General features: G+C 69.1%; 16 protein-coding genes and 1 riboswitch. Of the genes, 8 read left to right on the top strand and 8 right to left on the bottom strand.

Annotated features, from left to right (window positions below; genetic code table 11):
- Positions 1–2: 2 nt before the first annotated feature.
- The 3 genes from cydB to hisC all read right to left on the bottom strand — a co-directional run bounded on the left by cydB (position 3) and on the right by hisC (position 3,874).
- Positions 3–1,004 carry a cytochrome d ubiquinol oxidase subunit II gene (gene cydB / locus ACF08W_RS18245; protein WP_392279814.1) on the bottom strand — a complete coding sequence of 334 codons (1,002 nt, stop codon included), beginning with the start codon at positions 1,002–1,004 and terminating at the stop codon, positions 3–5.
- 18 nt (positions 1,005–1,022) lie between these two features.
- Positions 1,023–2,531: a cytochrome ubiquinol oxidase subunit I gene (locus ACF08W_RS18240; RefSeq protein ID WP_392279813.1), complete on the bottom strand. Its 1,509-nt coding sequence runs from the start codon at positions 2,529–2,531 to the stop codon at positions 1,023–1,025.
- Positions 2,532–2,794: 263 nt separating this feature from the next.
- On the bottom strand, positions 2,795–3,874 hold the full coding sequence (hisC, locus tag ACF08W_RS18235) for a histidinol-phosphate transaminase (RefSeq protein WP_352274005.1): 1,080 nt from the start codon (positions 3,872–3,874) through the stop codon (positions 2,795–2,797).
- Between the two features lie 395 nt (positions 3,875–4,269).
- Between hisC and ACF08W_RS18230 the strand changes: the two genes are divergently transcribed.
- The 3 genes from ACF08W_RS18230 (at position 4,270) to ACF08W_RS18220 (ending at position 7,626) form a co-directional block, all read left to right on the top strand.
- Positions 4,270–5,382: a LacI family DNA-binding transcriptional regulator gene (locus ACF08W_RS18230; protein WP_352274006.1), complete on the top strand. Its 1,113-nt coding sequence runs from the start codon at positions 4,270–4,272 to the stop codon at positions 5,380–5,382.
- A gap of 172 nt (positions 5,383–5,554) precedes the next feature.
- The gene (locus tag ACF08W_RS18225) at positions 5,555–6,628 is read left to right on the top strand and encodes a metallophosphoesterase (RefSeq protein WP_385202638.1); all 1,074 of its coding nucleotides are present in this window, start codon (positions 5,555–5,557) and stop codon (positions 6,626–6,628) included.
- A gap of 182 nt (positions 6,629–6,810) precedes the next feature.
- Positions 6,811–7,626 carry a hypothetical protein gene (locus ACF08W_RS18220; RefSeq protein ID WP_392279812.1) on the top strand — a complete coding sequence of 272 codons (816 nt, stop codon included), beginning with the start codon at positions 6,811–6,813 and terminating at the stop codon, positions 7,624–7,626.
- A gap of 168 nt (positions 7,627–7,794) precedes the next feature.
- Here the strand turns inward: ACF08W_RS18220 and thiC are convergent, their stop codons facing one another.
- Complete coding sequence (gene thiC / locus ACF08W_RS18215) at positions 7,795–9,570, bottom strand: phosphomethylpyrimidine synthase ThiC (RefSeq protein WP_392279811.1); 1,776 nt, start codon at positions 9,568–9,570, stop codon at positions 7,795–7,797.
- A riboswitch (TPP riboswitch) is annotated at positions 9,563–9,696 on the bottom strand. It overlaps the preceding gene by 8 nt.
- Positions 9,697–9,727: 31 nt before the next feature.
- On the opposite strand from thiC, the gene ACF08W_RS18210 reads away from it, so the two are divergent.
- Positions 9,728–11,167: a YibE/F family protein gene (locus tag ACF08W_RS18210; protein ID WP_392279810.1), complete on the top strand. Its 1,440-nt coding sequence runs from the start codon at positions 9,728–9,730 to the stop codon at positions 11,165–11,167.
- Between the two features lie 80 nt (positions 11,168–11,247).
- Here the strand turns inward: ACF08W_RS18210 and ACF08W_RS18205 are convergent, their stop codons facing one another.
- The 4 genes from ACF08W_RS18205 to ACF08W_RS18190 all read right to left on the bottom strand — a co-directional run bounded on the left by ACF08W_RS18205 (position 11,248) and on the right by ACF08W_RS18190 (position 13,566).
- A complete protein-coding gene (locus ACF08W_RS18205; RefSeq protein WP_352274011.1) occupies positions 11,248–11,685 on the bottom strand; it encodes an SsgA family sporulation/cell division regulator in 438 nt (145 codons plus the stop codon).
- 101 nt (positions 11,686–11,786) lie between these two features.
- Positions 11,787–12,557 (bottom strand): IclR family transcriptional regulator, encoded by a 771-nt coding sequence (locus ACF08W_RS18200; RefSeq protein ID WP_385202650.1) that lies wholly within the window; start codon positions 12,555–12,557, stop codon positions 11,787–11,789.
- Between the two features lie 246 nt (positions 12,558–12,803).
- Positions 12,804–13,013, bottom strand: coding sequence for a DUF5326 family protein (locus ACF08W_RS18195; RefSeq protein WP_352274013.1), 210 nt, complete (start codon positions 13,011–13,013; stop codon positions 12,804–12,806).
- 235 nt (positions 13,014–13,248) lie between these two features.
- Positions 13,249–13,566 (bottom strand): cupin domain-containing protein, encoded by a 318-nt coding sequence (locus ACF08W_RS18190; RefSeq protein ID WP_352274014.1) that lies wholly within the window; start codon positions 13,564–13,566, stop codon positions 13,249–13,251.
- A 68-nt stretch (positions 13,567–13,634) separates the two neighbouring features.
- Between ACF08W_RS18190 and ACF08W_RS18185 the strand changes: the two genes are divergently transcribed.
- The 4 genes from ACF08W_RS18185 to ACF08W_RS18170 all read left to right on the top strand — a co-directional run bounded on the left by ACF08W_RS18185 (position 13,635) and on the right by ACF08W_RS18170 (position 17,146).
- On the top strand, positions 13,635–14,012 hold the full coding sequence (locus ACF08W_RS18185) for a phage holin family protein (RefSeq protein ID WP_385202655.1): 378 nt from the start codon (positions 13,635–13,637) through the stop codon (positions 14,010–14,012).
- A gap of 72 nt (positions 14,013–14,084) precedes the next feature.
- Positions 14,085–15,209, top strand: coding sequence for a cystathionine gamma-lyase (locus ACF08W_RS18180; RefSeq protein WP_392279809.1), 1,125 nt, complete (start codon positions 14,085–14,087; stop codon positions 15,207–15,209).
- A 318-nt stretch (positions 15,210–15,527) separates the two neighbouring features.
- Entirely contained in the window at positions 15,528–16,007 is a 480-nt protein-coding gene (locus ACF08W_RS18175) for an NUDIX hydrolase (RefSeq protein WP_352274017.1), read from the top strand.
- A 269-nt stretch (positions 16,008–16,276) separates the two neighbouring features.
- The gene (locus ACF08W_RS18170; protein WP_392279808.1) at positions 16,277–17,146 is read left to right on the top strand and encodes a GNAT family N-acetyltransferase; all 870 of its coding nucleotides are present in this window, start codon (positions 16,277–16,279) and stop codon (positions 17,144–17,146) included.
- The last annotated feature ends 9 nt before the right edge of the window (positions 17,147–17,155 follow it).

Genomic DNA, 17,155 nt, shown 5'->3' with positions numbered 1-17,155 from the left:
GGTCAGTGCGCTTCGGCGATGTGCTGCGTACCGATGCGCTTGCGGAACACCCAGTACGTCCAGCCCTGGTACAGCAGGACGAGCGGGGTCGCGATCCCCGCGCACCAGGTCATGATCTTCAGGGTGTACGGGGTGGACGAGGCGTTGGTGACCGTGAGGCCCCAGGCGTCGTTCAGCGAGGACGGCATGACGTTCGGGAAGAGCGTCAGGAAGAGCATCGCGACCACCGCCGCGACGGTCACCCCGGAGAAGGCGAACGACCAGCCCTCGCGCCCCACCGTGATCAGCGCGATCGCGGCGACCAGTGCCACCACGGCGACGATCATCGCGAGCAGGCTCCAGCCGTCACCGTTGTCGGCCTGGGTCCAGACCAGGAAGCCGAGCCCGAGCACCGCGGTGACGATCCCCAGCTTCAGCGCCAGCCGGCCCGCCCGCCGCCGGATGTCCCCCACCGTCTTGAGCCCCGCGAACACGGCGCCGTGGAAGGTGAAGAGGGAGAGCGTGACCAGTCCGCCGAGGATGGCGTACGGGTTGAGCAGGTCCCAGAAGTTGCCGACGTACTCCATGTCGGCGTCGATCTTCACCCCGCGCACGATGTTCCCGAAGGCCACGCCCCAGAGCAGGGCCGGGATCAGCGAGGTCCAGAAGATGGCGTGCTCCCAGTTGGCCTGCCACCGCTCCCCGGACCGCTTGGCCCGGTACTCGAAGGCGACCCCGCGCACGATCAGACAGACCAGGATGATCAGCAGCGGCAGGTAGAAGCCGGAGAACAGGGTGGCGTACCACTCGGGGAAGGCGGCGAAGGTCGCGCCGCCGGCGGTGAGCAGCCACACCTCGTTGCCGTCCCAGACGGGCCCGATGGTGTTGATCAGAACCCGCCGCTCCTTGCGGTCCCGGGCCAGCAGCTTGGTGAGGACACCGATCCCGAAGTCGAAACCCTCCAGGAAGAAGTAGCCGGTCCAGAGGACGGCGATGAGTACGAACCAGACGTCGTGGAGTTCCATCTCTCAGCTCCTCGTCCCTCAGTAGGAGAAGGCCATCGGCCGGTCGGCGTCGTCGTGATCGCCGCCGATCCTGGTGGGCGGGTTGAGGTCGGCCTCCGTGAGCTCCGGCGGGCCTGCCTTGATGTACTTCACGAGCAGCTTGACCTCGACCACCGCGAGAATGGCGTAGACCAGGGTGAAGCCGATCATCGAGGTGAGCACCTCGCCCTGCGAGACGCCGGGGGAGACCGCGTCGCGGGTCTGGAGCACTCCGTAGACGACCCAGGGCTGGCGGCCCATCTCGGTGAAGATCCAGCCCCAGGAGTTGGCGATCAGCGGGAAGAGCAGCGTCCAGAGCGCGAGGATCCAGTAGCACCTGGCGAACTTCGGGCTGAGCGCCTTGTTCTTGAAGAGGACCAGGTGGGGCACTTCGTCCTCACCGGTCCGCAGCGCCGGTGGCAGCATGAACTTCTTCCGGGTCAGCCACAGTCCGAGGATGCCGAGCCCGAAGGACGCCATCCCGAAGCCGATCATCCAGCGGAAGCTCCAGAACGCGACCGGGATGTTGGGCCGGTAGTCACCGGGGCCGAACTTCTCCTGCTCCGCCTTGTTGATGTCGTTGATGCCGGGGACGTACGAGGTGAAGCTGTCGTCGGCGAGGAAGGACAGTATCCCGGGGATCGAGATCTCCACGGTGTTGTGCCCCTTGGCCACGTCACCGACGGCGAAGAGCGAGAACGGCGCGCCCTCCTCGCCCTCCCAGAGCGCCTCGGCCGCGGCCATCTTCATCGGCTGCTGCTTGAACATCACCTTGCCGAGCTGGTCGCCGCTGATCGCGGTGAGCAGTCCGGCGACGACGATGGTGACCAGGCCGAGCCGGAGCGAGGTCCGCATCACCGGGATGTGCTTCTTGCGCGCCAGGTGGAAGGCGGCGATGCCGACCATGAACGCGCCGCCGACCAGGAAGGCCGCGGTGATGGTGTGGAAGAACTGGGTGAGCGCGGTGTTCTGGGTGAGCACGCGCCAGAAGTCGGTCAGCTCGGCCCGGCCGCGTTCCTCGTTGATCCGGTAGCCGACCGGGTGCTGCATCCAGGAGTTCGCCGCCAGGATGAAGTAGGCGGACAGGATGGTGCCGATGGAGACCATCCACATGCAGGCGAGGTGGATCTTCTTCGGCAGCTTGTCCCAGCCGAAGATCCACAGCCCGATGAAGGTGGACTCGAAGAAGAACGCGATCAGTGCCTCGAACGCGAGCGGGGCACCGAAGATGTCACCGACGAACCGCGAGTAGTCGGACCAGTTCATGCCGAACTGGAACTCCTGGACGATCCCGGTGACCACGCCCATGGCGATGTTGATCAGGAAGAGCTTGCCCCAGAACTTCGTCGCTCTCAGGTACTTCTCGTTGTTCGTCCTGACCCATGCGGTCTGCAGGCCGGCGGTGAGCGCGGCCAGCGAAATCGTCAGGGGGACGAAAAGGAAGTGGTAGACGGTAGTGATACCGAACTGCCATCGCGCCAGTGTCTCCGGCGCCAGAGCCAGCTCCACGTCGTCTTCTCCTTACGTCGCCGTGATCATTCCGGCAGTTTGCCCTTTAAATTCGACTGATCACGGGAAGAACAGGACACGCTTGTGAACGCGTTCACATTCACAAGCATTATGGCGCACAGACTTTCGGGACGACAGGGCGGGGTACCCCTTTACGGACGTTCCGATCAATCCCCCCGAAGCCAGACGGCCGCCGCCCGGCAACGCACGGGGCCCGCACCCCTCGCCGACGAGAGGTACGGGCCCCGGGGCACTCCGCGCGACTACAGCTCCTTGCGGTACGACTCCGCCACCTTCAGGAACAGGTCGTTCGCCTCGTCCTCCCCGATCGTCACCCGCACGCCCTCGCCCGCGAACGGCCGGACCACCACCCCGGCCCGCTCGCACACCGCGGCGAAGTCGGCGGTACGGTCCCCGAGCCGCAGCCAGACGAAGTTCGCCTGGGAGTCCGGGACGGTCCACCCCTGCCCTGCCAGCGCCCGCAGCACCCGCTGCCGCTCGCACACCAACGACCCCACCCGTCCCAGGAGTTCGTCCTCGGCCCGCAGCGAGGCGACCGCCGCGTCCTGGGCGAGCTGGCTGACCCCGAAGGGCACCGCCGTCTTGCGCAGCGCGGCCGCCACCGGCTCGTGGGCCACCGCGAAACCGACCCGCAGCCCGGCCAGCCCGTACGCCTTGGAGAAGGTCCGCAGCACCGCGACATTGGGCCGGTCCCGGTAGATCTCGATGCCGTCCGGCACCTCCACGTCCCGGATGAACTCCCGGTACGCCTCGTCGAGCACCACCAGGACATCGCCCGGTACCCGGTCCAGGAACCGCTCCAGCTGCTCCCGGCGCACCACGGTGCCGGTCGGGTTGTTCGGGTTGCAGACGAAGATCATCCGGGTGCGGTCCGTGATGGCGTCCGCCATCGCGTCGAGGTCGTGCACGTCCCCGTCGTTCAGCGGCACCTTCACCGAGGTCGCACCGCTGATCTGGGTGATGATCGGGTACGCCTCGAAGGACCGCCAGGCGTAGATGACCTCGTCGCCCGGGCCCGAGGTGGCCTGGAGCAGCTGCTGCGCCACCCCGACCGAGCCGGTCCCGGTGGCGAGGTGCGAGAGCGGCACACCGAACCGCTCGGACAGCTCGTTCATCAGGCCGGTGCAGGCCATGTCCGGGTACCGGTTGAAATGCGCGGCCGCGGCCAGCGCCGACTCCATCACCCCGGGCAGCGGGGGATACGGGTTCTCATTGGAGGAAAGCTTGAAGGCGACCGGTCCGCCGGCCGCGGCCGGCTTGCCCGGTACATAGGCGGGAACGCCGTCCAGCTCGGCGCGCAGCTTGGGGCTCGTCTCGCTCACCGCAGGTCCTCCTCGACCGTCTGTACACATCAATACTGCTCACCTTATGAGGATTGGGCGCCGCTGCGAATGGCCGGAGCGCCCGATGTCCGATGCGGCCGGGAAGCGGTCTCCCCGATACGTCCGGGAAGAGGGGGGAGCGCTCTTCATACCGGTGCGCGCCGGTGGCTCGCGCCGTGGCGCGCGTCCCCCGAAGTGGTGAGATGAGACGGCTTCGAGACTTCGACCATTTAGTAGGCCCAACGACTCCGGCATGTGACACATCACGGCTTGGACCAGCAACTACCTTTGTTTCCAAGGCATTTACTATCAGATGATCATGCAAAAACGTGCCCGTCAACGCGCGCATATGCGATCAGGTCGGGCTCCCGGTTGAGCCCTACTATCGGCACGCCATGACAGCAGCAGGGAAGCACCAGGTGAGCCGGACGGACACGCCCCGGCGCGGCGGCAGGCAGGGACGAGCGGGAATCCGCGACGTGGCCGCCGCCGCGGGGGTCTCCATCACGACCGTCTCCGACGCGCTCAACGGCAAGGGCAGGCTCCCGGACGCCACCCGACGCCATGTCCGCGAAGTCGCCGAGCGCCTGGGCTACCGCCCTTCCGCCGCGGCCCGCACCCTCCGTACCGGCAAGTCCGGCCTCATCGGCCTGACCGTGACGACCTACGGGGACGAACCCTTCACCTTCACCGAGTTCGCGTACTTCGCGGAGATGGCCAGAGCCGCCACCTCCGCCGCGCTCGCCCGCGGCTACGCCCTCGTCATCCTGCCCGCCACCTCACGCCACGACGTCTGGTCCAACGTCGCGCTCGACGGCACCGTCGTGATCGACCCCTCGGACCAGGACCCGGTCGTCACCGAGCTCGCCCGGCAGGGGCTGCCCGTCGTCTCGGACGGACGCCCGGCCGGCACGCTCCCGGTCACCGCCTGGGTCGACAACGACCACCGGGCCGCCGTGCTCGACCTCCTCGACCACCTGGCCGCCGCCGGGGCCCGCCGGATCGGCCTGCTCACCGGCACCACCACCGACACGTACACCCGCCTGTCCACCAGCGCGTACCTCCACTGGTGCGAGCGCGTCGGCCAGGACCCGGTGTACGAGTCGTACCCCGCCCACGACCCGTGCGCGGGCGCGGTCGCGGCCGACCGGCTGCTCGCCCGGCCGGACCGCCCCGACGCCGTCTACGGCCTCTTCGACCCCAACGGCACGGATCTGCTGGCCGCGGCGCGCCGGTACGGTCTGCGCGTCCCCGAGGACCTGCTGCTGGTCTGCTGCAGCGAATCCACCGTGTACGCGACGACCGAACCGCCCATCACCACCCTCTCGCTCAAGCCGCGCAGGATCGGTACGGCTGTGGTCCAGCTCCTGATCGACGCCATCGAGGGCGTGGCCCAGGACGGACCGGTGGAGCAGGTGATACCGACCGAGCTCATCGTGCGGACCTCCTCGCAGCGCCGTCCACCCCGCACGACCGTCAGCGCGCCACGCTCACCGACAAGGGATTGATCCGGAGATTTCGGACCAATCGGCCGGTGAACCCGACGTGCGTCCGGATTCACCACCCCTGGTGCGTCACAGAGAACGATCCGCATTCCTATGATGGGCGCACGACACCGCGGACCGCCCGACCAGCAGGGCCCGTCAGGTGTACGGCGGCGCGACGGTGGTGGAGGGGTCGATGACACAGGGGGCCGATCAGGAACCCGTGGTGCGGACTGCGACGTTGCGCGACTTCCGCGTACCGCCCTACGCCCAGACCCCGGTGCCGTCGCCGGTGCCGTCGCCGCATCCGGGCGACGCGGTGCCGGCCGACGAGCCGCCGGAGGGCTACACGCCCACCGAACGCGATCTGCCCGTGATCAACCGCGGCGACACCCTCCAGGTCCCCGTCGCCGCACCCGAGCCCGCGCCGCGCCCCGCCCAGGAGCAGGGGCGCGGTCCGCTCTACGTCGTCGGCGACGTCCACGGCTATCTGGACGAGCTGCGGGCCGCCCTCACCGAACAGGGCCTCATCGACGCCGACGGCACCTGGGCGGCGGGCAACGCCCGGCTCTGGTTCCTCGGCGACTTCACCGACCGGGGCCCCGACGGCATCGGGGTCATCGATCTGGTGATGCGCCTGTCCGCCGAGGCCGCGGCCGCCGGCGGCTACTGCAAGGCCCTCATGGGCAACCACGAGCTGCTGCTCCTCGGCGCCAAGCGGTTCAACGACACCCCGGTCAACTCCGGCGCGGGCACCGCCACGTTCCAGGCCGCCTGGCTGCTCAACGGCGGCCAGAAGAACGACATGGAGCGGCTCCAGGACGTCCACCTCCAGTGGATGTCCCGGCTCGACGCGATCGTCGAGGAGGACGGGCATCTGCTGATGCACTCCGACACGACGGCCTACCTGGAGTACGGCGCCACCATCGAGGACGTCAACGAGAACGTCCACGCCATCCTCACCCGCAATGACGCGGACGAGTGCTGGGACCTCTTCCGGAAGTTCACCAAGCGGTTCGCCTTCCGCGACGAGGCGGGTCCGCAGGCCGTCCGCGAGCTGATGGCAGCCTACGGCGGACAGCGCATCGTCCATGGCCACAGCCCCATTCCCTACCTCCTCGGCGAGGTCGGCTCGGAGGACGGCGACGACAGCTCCGGCCCCGTGGTCGAGGGCCCGCACGTCTACGCGGACGGGCTCGCCATCGCCATGGACGGCGGAGTGACCATGGCCGGAAAGCTACTGGTCGTCCAACTGCCTCTGCATGACTGACGCTCTTTCGGGCAGACGCATCCACGACCTGACCACGCCGACCACCGGGCCTATTTACGGAAACCCCCTGTCACCCCGTGCCGTGGGCGCTCTACCATCGGCGTATCAGTAGCAGGCTCTCCTCCGTTTCCGCCCAACTGCCCGCGTCGAGCAGGCAGTCAGGCCCGACGGAGCATCGGGGGATGCAGATGACAAGCGCTCCGCACCTGCTGGCCGAGGACCGACCCGAGTACGAGCGGATCCTCGACGACGCACTGCGCCACGCCCACCAACGACCGGATCTGGCCGAAGTCGGTGAACTGCTCAACGCCGTCCAGCTGCGCACCATGGCGCTGGACGCCACGGAGATGATCACCGCCACCGCCGCCACGGAGTACGCGCACTACGTACGGGCCCGCGCCGAGCTGCGCGACGACGGGACGGGACAGGGGGCGCCTCCGCCCGAGCAGGGGCGGCGCCCCGGAGCGAGCGCCGGAGTGGGCGCCGCCCTCACGGTCCTGGCGCCGGTCCTCGCCGGTACCGCCGCCCTCGTCCTCCTGCTGATCGGCTACCTGCTGCGGATGCTCGACGACCCGCCGCGGATCTCCTCCACCCTGATCACGGCGGGATGGTTCTTCGCGGTGCTGATGGCCGTCGCGATCGTGGTGGCCGCCATCGGGCTGATGGTCACCGCGCTGCGGGACGCGTCGGAGCCGCAGCCCGTCGAGGAGCTGGAGGAGGAGCTGCCGGAGGACGTGGCACGGGCCCGGGAGGCCTGGCGCCACGCCCTGCTGGAGCGCGGCATCCTGCCGTTCCTCCGGGACGCGCTCGCCGACCCGGAAGCCGGGCGCGCCCGGCGCACACCCCGGCGCTCGGCCAACCGCATCCCCAAGGTCGGCCACATCGCGCCGGGGTTCACCAGCCCCGACGACGTCTCGACGACGAGCCCCCGCCCGAGCTTCACCTCGCCGGACTTCACCAGCCCCGACTTCGGCGGCCCCGACCACGAGCGCGACTGATCGCCGGCCGGCGGGCGGCGGCCGGCGGGCAGGGATCACTCCGCGCGCTCTTCGGCCCGTCCGTCCCCGGGGCCCGCGCCGAGCCCCGCCACCGGACGGGGGAACTTCGGCGGCAACCCGTCGTGCTCCGGACGACAGCCGCCCGGAGCACGACGGCTCAGCGGGCGGTCAGTCGGCGATCGGCAGGTACACCCGGTTCCCGCTCGCCGCGAACTCCTTGGACTTCTCCGCCATGCCCGCCTCGATCTCCTCCGCCGTGCCTCCGTGCTCACGCCGGATGTCCTGGGAGATCTTCATCGAGCAGAACTTCGGCCCGCACATCGAGCAGAAGTGGGCCGTCTTCGCGGGCTCGGCCGGCAGCGTCTCGTCGTGGAACTCCCGTGCCGTGTCCGGGTCGAGGGCCAGGTTGAACTGGTCCTCCCAGCGGAATTCGAAACGGGCGTCCGAGAGCGCGTCGTCCCAGTCCTGCGCCCCCGGGTGCCCCTTGGCGAGATCCGCCGCGTGCGCCGCGATCTTGTACGTGATGACGCCGGTCTTCACGTCGTCCCGGTTCGGCAGGCCCAGGTGCTCCTTCGGCGTGACGTAGCAGAGCATCGCCGTCCCCCACCACGCGATCATCGCCGCGCCGATGCCCGAAGTGATGTGGTCGTACGCCGGCGCGATGTCGGTGGTCAGCGGGCCGAGCGTGTAGAACGGCGCCTCCTCGCAGATCTCCTGCTGGAGGTCGATGTTCTCCTTGATCTTGTGCATCGGGACATGGCCCGGCCCCTCGATCATGGTCTGAACGCCGAACCGCTTGGCCACCGCGTTCAGTTCGCCCAGCGTACGCAGCTCGGCGAACTGCGCCTCGTCGTTGGCGTCGGCGATGGATCCGGGCCGCAGGCCGTCGCCCAGCGAGTACGTCACGTCGTAGCTCGCGAGGATCTCGCAGAGCTCCTCGAAGTGCTCGTAGAGGAAGGACTCCTTGTGGTGCGCGAGGCACCAGGCCGCCATGATCGAGCCGCCGCGGGAGACGATGCCGGTCTTGCGGCGCGCGGTCAGCGGTACGTACGGGAGGCGTACGCCGGCGTGGACGGTCATGTAGTCGACGCCCTGCTCGGCCTGTTCGACAACCGTGTCCTTGTAGATCTCCCAGGTCAGCTCCTCCGCCCGACCGTCCACCTTTTCGAGTGCCTGGTAGAGCGGGACGGTACCGATCGGAACGGGTGAATTACGGAGAACCCACTCACGGGTGGTGTGAATGTTGCGCCCGGTGGACAGATCCATGACGGTATCGGCGCCCCAGCGCGTTGCCCAGGTCATCTTTTCCACCTCCTCCTCGATGGAGGAAGTCACCGCGGAGTTGCCGATGTTGGCATTGACCTTCACCAGGAACCGTTTGCCGATGATCATCGGCTCGGTCTCGGGGTGGTTGACGTTGGCCGGCAGTACGGCCCGGCCGGCCGCGATCTCCTCGCGCACCACCTCGGGTTCGACGTTCTCCCGGATGGCCGCGTACTCCATCTCCGGGGTGATCTCGCCCCGGCGGGCGTACGCGAGCTGGGTCACCGGGCGGCCCGTGCCGCTGCGGCGCGGCAGCCTCGGGCGTCCGGGGAAAACCGCGTCGAGGTTGCGCAGCCCACCACGCGGCGAGGTGTGCCTGAGCCCGTCGTCCTCGGGACGGGCCGGGCGGCCGGGGTACTCCTCGGTGTCGCCGCGGGCGGTGATCCAGTTCTCCCGCAGCGGTGCGAGTCCGCGACGGACCTCGGTGTCGACCGCGGGGTCGGTGTACGGACCCGACGTGTCGTACAGCGTCACGGCCTTGCCGTTGCTGAGGTGCACCTGGCGGACCGGCACCCGGAGGTCCGGGCGCGAGCCCTGGACGTATCCCTTGTGCCAGCCGATGGACTTCCCGGCCTCGACGCTCTGGTCCGAGGCAGGCGTGCGTGCGTCCGATGTGGTCATGAGACCTACTCCCTACGCCGGCATTACCCGGTAACAGGTTCGGCGGTCGGCGCAGCCTGTCCCGTACGGACGTACGGATGTCAGCGCCCTCTCAGCCCGGTGCTCCGAGCTCCCGCGTGTGCAAAGGTTCCTCCACGCTAGCGCCCCGTCCGGCGCGATGAACAGAGGGCCCGGCCGTTCTTGCGATGATCGGCCGGTGACCTCTCCCCACACGGACCACGAACCACAGGCCCGGTCTCAGGGCGTACCCCACGACAGAACGCACGGCCGAACGAACGACCAGCCGCCCGGATCCGCGTACGACCACTCCCACGGCCATTCTCACGGCCACGGCCCCGCGGCACCCGGTTCCCGGCATCTGCGGAAGGTCATCGCGGCCGTACTGATTCCGTTCGCCACCGCCGTTCTCGTCGGTCTGGTGGCGCTCTGGCCGGGCGGCACGCCGCCGCACGAGCGGACCGGCGTCGGCTTCGACCGGCAGACCCAGCAGGGAAAGGTGGTGACCGTCACCAAGGTGAACTGCAAGGACGTGAACGCTGTTCAGACGCCGCTCGACGGCTCCACCGCGCCGGACGCGGGGAAGGAGCGGGGGCTCTGCGAGAAGGCGACGATCGAGGTGACGACCGGCCGGGACAAGGGGCGGACCTTCACCGAGATCGTCCAGCCCGACTCACCGCGCAAACTGCGCGAGGGGCAGGGCGTGGTGACGGCGTACGCCCCCGACGCGCCCCACGAGCTCCAGTACTCCGTGACGGACGTGGCCCGGAAGTTCCCGATGACCCTGCTGGCCGGGGTCTTCGCGCTGGTCGTGGTCGCGGTGGGGCGCATGCGCGGGGTGATGGCGCTGATCGCGCTGGCCGTGTCGTTCGCCGTGCTGACCCTCTTCATCCTCCCGGCCATACTCCAGGGTTCGAATCCGCTGCTCGTCGCGGTGGTCGGGTCCAGTGCGATCATGCTGATCGCGCTCTACATGTGCCACGGCCCGACCGCCCGCACCTCGGTCGCGGTGGTCGGCACGCTGGTCTCGTTGCTGCTGATCGGGCTGCTCGGGTCGCTCTTCATCGGGTGGGCGAGCCTGAGCGGCAACACCGATGACGACACCGGTCTCATCCACGGCCTCTACCCGCACATCGACATGAGCGGGCTGCTGCTGGCCGGTGTCATCATCGGTTCGCTCGGCGTGCTCGACGACGTGACCGTCACCCAGACGTCGGCGGTCTGGGAACTCCACCAGGCGAACCCGACGTTGGGTGTGCGGGACCTCTACCGGGCAGGGATCAGGATCGGCCGCGACCACATCGCCTCGGTCGTCAACACGCTGGTGCTCGCCTACGCGGGCGCGGCCCTGCCGTTGCTGCTGCTGTTCACCGTCGCGCAGAGCAGCATGGGGACGGTGGCCAACAGCGAGCTGGTGGCGGAGGAGATCGTTCGGACGCTGGTCGGCTCGATCGGGCTGGTCGCCTCGGTTCCGGTGACGACGGCGCTCGCCGCACTGGTCGTCTCGGCGGACCGTGCGGGTCCGGGCGCGGAAGCCGGGGCTCCGACGCCCGCGTGGGCGGGGGCGGGCAGGGGCCGTCGCCGAAGGGCGAAGCCGTGACCGCCCCTCGGGCGGGCAGTTCACCCGTCCGGCGGGGGCCCGCGTCCGGCCGGTGGACCGGTCCGCGTCGGTGCTCCTCGTCAGCCGGCGTTCTGCTCCTCGGCGAGGATCCGGCCCAGGGCGTCCTCCAGGCTGCCCTCGAAGTCACCGAGCGTGCACTCCTGCCCGAGCGGCACGAGCTTGTCGGTCCGGTCGAGAAAGGCCACAAGTGGTGCCGTCCCGGCCCGGAAGAGCGCCCGGTCCTCGCCGACCTGAAGACGGATGTGTACGTCGCAGAGCCCCTCGGGCTCGGTGGGGCCGATGTGCACATCGCCGTCCCCACTGGGGCTGTTGAGGCCGTCGAGCAGCAGCTCACGGCCGAAAGCCCAGGTGACGGGGGCGTCACCGGGCAGATGGAAGGTCATCCGGATCGCGTATGGATCGCAGACCTCGTACCGGAGCTCCACCGGGATCCGGAAAGAGAGTTCCTCGGAGACGAGAAAACTCATCATGACCTCAGCTTGAACCGACTCGCGCATCGTTCAACCCCGCAGTAGGTGAATCTGGCCAGGAATGATCCCCCGTGGCCCTCTTGACGCCATCGTGGTGCACGCGATAGCAGATCACAAGGAGTGATTTTTCAGATACTGATAGAGAACACGAACGAACGCAAGAGGTTGGCGACTTCGCCACGTAGTTGTTCGACTGCGGGGAGCAACCGGCTTTCCTGCTCCAGTGGTAAGGAAATCGCCATCGCCGCCGCGGTGAATCCCGCGGCGATGGGGATCGCCGCGCAGACCGTCCCCAACGCGTACTCCTGCCGTTCGATGACGGGCTCCATCCGTTCCAGCGACCGGAGCCGTTCCAGGAAGGACGCGCGGTCCCGCAACGAGTAGCGGGTCAGCGGACGCAGAGGGTGACGATCCAGGTAGTCCTCACGGGTCTTCTCGTCGAGTCGGCTCAGCAGGCACTGGCCGATCGCATGCGCATGGCCGGTCTCCCGGAAGGACCCCGACGCGGCGACGGCGGGGGCGTCGGGGGAATCGGCGACCGCGACGAGGTCGATCTCGCCCTCGCGGTAGACGGCGCAGTAGACCGGGGCCCCGATGATGTCGCGCCAACGCCCCAGCGCTTCGGCCATCTTGCCGCGACGGCCCTGCCGGGTCTCCACACCGATCAGCCGCTGGGCCGCGGTCCCGATGACGAAGACACCGTTCTCCCGGCGTAAGTAGCCTTCGTGCGTCAGGGTCCGCAGCAGGTGGTAGGCCGTGGGGAGGGGCAGTCCGGCCTCTCTGGCCAGCTGCTTCGCGGGCGCCCCGCCGTGGTGGGCGACCACGGCTTCCAGCAGTCTCAGCGCTCGCTGCACCGATCCGATCAGCGTCGGGGCAGCAGCCCTCGATGCCGTGGTCAACAGTCACCCCCAGGCATGGTGACGGGTGGTCGTCCCGCCTGTGGGGGCCGCCCCCACGGGCTGCCGCACGGCTGGAGTCCGGGGGCCGAACGTCGTACGAACCCACTGATTCAGTGTGGTGACGGGCTGTTGACTCACCGGTGGCGACAGCGAATTGTCACTGTATAGGCCGGGTCCGCGAGGGATGTTTCATTCGCTCGCTACTTAGCTCACCTGGGCTAACGTCCCGGCCGGTCTCCGATCGTCCTACCAGTCGCCACGTGAGGAGGACGACATGAACTTGCGTACGACGAAGACGAGCCCGCCGACCAGGATCACGAAGATCAGGATCTTGAAGAGCAGACCGATCACGAATCCGATCACGCTGGCGATCAGTCCACCGAACACGACGATCGCGATCACCGGTACCGCGATCCACTTCACCCACCAGGGCATTCCCGCGAATATCTCCCGCATGGCCATCGTCCCTACCTCTTCTCCTCGGATTTCCTGCTTCCGATGCTAGAGGCGCGGAGGGGGCTGCCAGAGGGGCCACGGCCCTTGAAGTCCCCTGATCGATCCCTGAGGGATCCCTGAGACCGGCCCCCGGGCCGTGACCTCCCCGTTCCGCCCCGGCCGGGTTCCGATACCGCTTCCGGGCCGGGCTCCGGGCCTGATCCTGCGGCCCGGCCCTGCGGCTCGGCTCCCCGGCTCAGCTCTCGGGCGGGGAGAAGACCACCATCACGCGGAGGTCCTCGGTGATGTGGTGGAACTTGTGGGCGACCCCGGCCGGTACGTAGACCACGCTGCCCCGGCCCACCTGTGTGGTCTCCATGCCGACCGTGATCGAGGCACGGCCACTGACGACGAGGTACACCTCGTCCTGCTGGTGCGGCAACTGCGGGTCGATCTCACCGGCGTTCAGCGCGTACAGACCGACGGACATGTTGCGTTCCTTCACGAACTGCAGATACGCGCCGTCGTTCGCGGCGCGCTCCGCCTCCAGCTCGTCCAGTCTGAATGCCTTCATGGCCGATGTGCCCCTTGCCTCTGTGCTGCCGGTGTCCGCCACCGATCTCGTCTGCCACGATCAGACACATGAAGAATTTCGTAGTCAAGACGATCGCCAACGCAGGGGCGCTGGCCGTGGCCATCTGGCTGCTCCAGGACATCACGCTGTCCGGGGGCAGCACCGGACGCAAGGCGCTGACCCTGATCCTGGTCGCGCTGATCTTCGGCCTGGTGAACTTCGTGGTCAAGCCGATCGTGAAGCTGCTGACCCTGCCCCTGTTCATCCTCACGCTCGGGCTGATCACGCTGGTGGTCAACGCGTGCATGCTGCTGCTGACCTCGTGGCTGGCCGGGAAGCTCGACCTGAGCTTCCACGTCTCGGGATTCTGGACGGCCGTACTCGGCGGTCTGATCATCTCGATCGTCTCGTGGGCCCTGAACATGATCCTTCCCGACGACGACTGAGCCGGCCCCGTCCGGCAGCGGGCGGCCACCGTGTCCCATCGGGGAGAAACGCACGAGGAACGAGGAAGCGGAATGGACAGCACAGGCGACGGAACCAGAGCGGTACGGGCCGGCCTCCCCGAGCCGGAACAGTTCGAGCCCACCCTGCCCGGCCCGGTCTTCGCCGCACACTTCCATCTCTCCGGCGAGCCCGTCGGCCCGTACACCTACGGCCGGGACACCAACCCGACCTGGACCCTTCTGGAGCGGGCCATCGGCGAGCTGGAGGCGCCGGGGGAGTCCGTCGAGACCACGGTCTTCGCCTCCGGGATGGCGGCGATCTCGGCCGTACTGCTCTCCCAGGCACGTACCGGCGACGCGGTCGTGCTGCCGGACGACGGCTACCAGGCCCTGCCGCTGGTTCGGGAGCAGCTGGAGGCGTACGGCGTCGAGGTGCGGACCGCGCCGACCGGCGGCGATGCCCAGTTGGCCGTTCTCGAGGGCGCGAAGCTGCTGTGGATCGAGACCCCGTCCAATCCGGGCCTCGATGTCTGCGACGTGCGTCGGCTCGTCGAAGCGGCGCATGCGGCCGGCACGCTGGTGGCGGTCGACAACACGCTCGCCACTCCGCTCGGTCAGCGTCCGCTGGAGCTGGGGGCGGACTTCTCGGTGGCCAGCGACACCAAGGGGCTGACCGGGCACGGGGACATCCTGCTCGGCCATGTGACCTGCCGCGATGCCGCTCTGGCGGCGGGGGTGCGGCGCTGGCGCAAGGTGGTCGGCGCGATCCCCGGCCCCATGGAGGCCTGGCTCGCGCACCGGTCGCTGGCCACGCTGGAGCTGCGCGTCGACCGGCAGTGCGCCACCGCGCTGACCCTGGCGGAGGTGCTGGACGACCGGCCCGGCGTGACCGGGCTGCGGTATCCCGGGCTGCCCACCGACCCCTCGTATCCGAACGCGGTCCGGCAGATGCGGCGCTTCGGTTCCGTGGTGTCGTTCGTCCTGCCCGACCGCGAGCGGGCCGAGCGCTTTCTCGCCGAGCTGCGCCTGGTCGACGACGCGACGAGCTTCGGTGGCCTGCGCTCCACCGCCGAGCGCCGCGCCCGCTGGGGCGGTGATGCCGTGCCCGAGGGCTTCATCCGCTTCTCCGTGGGTGCCGAAAACGCTCCGGACCTGATCGCGGACGTACAGCGGGCGCTGGACATCGCTTTGGGATAGGCGAGCACGGGCGGGTCCGAGCCTCTCCCCCTCATCGCTCGGGCCGCCCCGGCTCCCCGGGGAAGAGCCGTACGGACAAGGTTGGTCGCCCCTCCACCGGCGCACTTGCCGCAGGCGACACCGGCCGGTTGAGACATCCGCACGCGGACGGGCCTGGAGCGTCGCGTGGACGGGAAGGCGGGGCGTGAGCCTGCCTCTGCCGCGGACCCGTTTCCTGGCCGCGCGCGGGCCGGCTCGCTCGCCCTGCCGCACATTGGGCGGGCGGCACGGCATCACCCCCGGTGTTTCAGAAGCGGTCGGGCGGGCCACTCTCTTGCCATGACCGAACGCCCTGTGGTCAAGCGCACCGCACGCGCCATCCTGCTCGACGGCGATGACCTGATCCTAATCAAGCGCACCAAGCCGGGGGTCGATCCGTACTGGCTCACACCGGGCGGCGGGGTCGAGCCCGAGGACGCCACCGTGGTCGACGCCCTGCACCGCGAGGTGGACGAGGAGCTCGGCGCGAGGATCACCGATGTGGTCCCCTGCTTCGTCGACACGGTGGAGCACATCGAGGGCGGCGGGGTGAAGGGCGTCAAGGTCCAGCACTTCTTCGTCTGCCGACTGGAGTCGATGGATCCGTCCCGGCGGCACGGCCCCGAGATCGAGGATCCCTGCGGTGAGTACGACATCGTCCGGGTGCCGTTCAGCCGGATGGGGATCGCCGCCGTCCACCTGGTCCCGCTGTCGCTGCGGCACTACCTGGACGGCAACATCGAGGGCGTACGCGCCATGCACGCGCCCGACCTGGGCTGATGCTCCGAGGGCCGCTGATACGCCGGGGCGGTCGCAGCGGATGCTCCGGCAGGGACTCCGGTCACCGCCTGGCGTGTCCCGGCCGGAGCACGCCAAGCGCCTGATCCTCCGGCCGAAGGAGCGGCGGCGCCGGGAAGTACGCACGATGACGTCCATCGCCAGGCGCCCGCCGCACGTTCCAAGCTGCCCGTTTCACGTGAAACGGCTCAATCACCAGGAACCGGTAAAGGGGTGGACGCGTGGACGCCACGTCGGTAAGCCTGGCCCTCATGCCCAGTTCACTGCCCCGCCCGCTCGCCGAACTGCCCGTCCGGCGCCTCACCCGGAGCGACCTGGTCGCTTGTGCCGATCTCTGCGAAGACCGCGGCTGGGCACGTGACGAGCGGAGGTGGGGGTTGCTCCTCGCCGCCGGAACCGGTTACGGGATGGACGACCCCGGAGGCGAGGGGCTGATGGCCAGTTGCGTGGTGACCTCCTACGGCCCGGACCTGACCGCCGTCGGCATGCTGCTCGTGGCGAACCGGTACGCACGGCAGGGCATCGCCCGGCACCTGATGGACCGGGTGCTCGCCGAGCACGGGAGCACGCCGCTCAGCCTCTACGCGACCACCGCGGGACAGCCGCTCTACGAACAGCTGGGCTTCGCGATCGTGGGCAGCGCCCAGCGAGTGACCGGCCGCTATCTGCCGGGCGGTGAGCAACCCTGCGACGCGACCGTCCTCCCGGCCACGGCGGAGGACCTGCGGGCGATGATCGAACTGGACTCGAAGGTCTTCGGTACCGACCGGACCCATCTCCTCGCCCGGCTCCCGGCCTTCGCCGACCACATCCGGGTCGCACGGGTCCGGGGAGAGATCGTCGGGTACGCGGCGCTCTGGCCGAGCGGCCGGGCCCATGTGGTCGGCCCGCTGATCGCCCCCGACACGGACACCGCCGAGGCGCTCGTCGCCGCACTCGCTGCGGCCACGGATCTGCCGCTGCGCGCGGACATCGACGCACGCCACGGCGATTTGCTGGACCGACTGGAGCGGCGCGGACTGCTGCCCTCCTCCGCGACCACGGTGATGACGCTCGGAGCCCCGGATCTCCCGGGCGACTGGACCCGCCGCTACGCCCCACTGACGGTGGCGACGGGCTGATGTCATCGA

It is taken from the genome of Streptomyces sp. NPDC015144 (assembly GCF_043079735.1).
Classification (GTDB): Bacteria; Actinomycetota; Actinomycetes; order Streptomycetales; family Streptomycetaceae; genus Streptomyces.
This window is presented reverse-complemented; position numbering and strand designations above follow the sequence as displayed.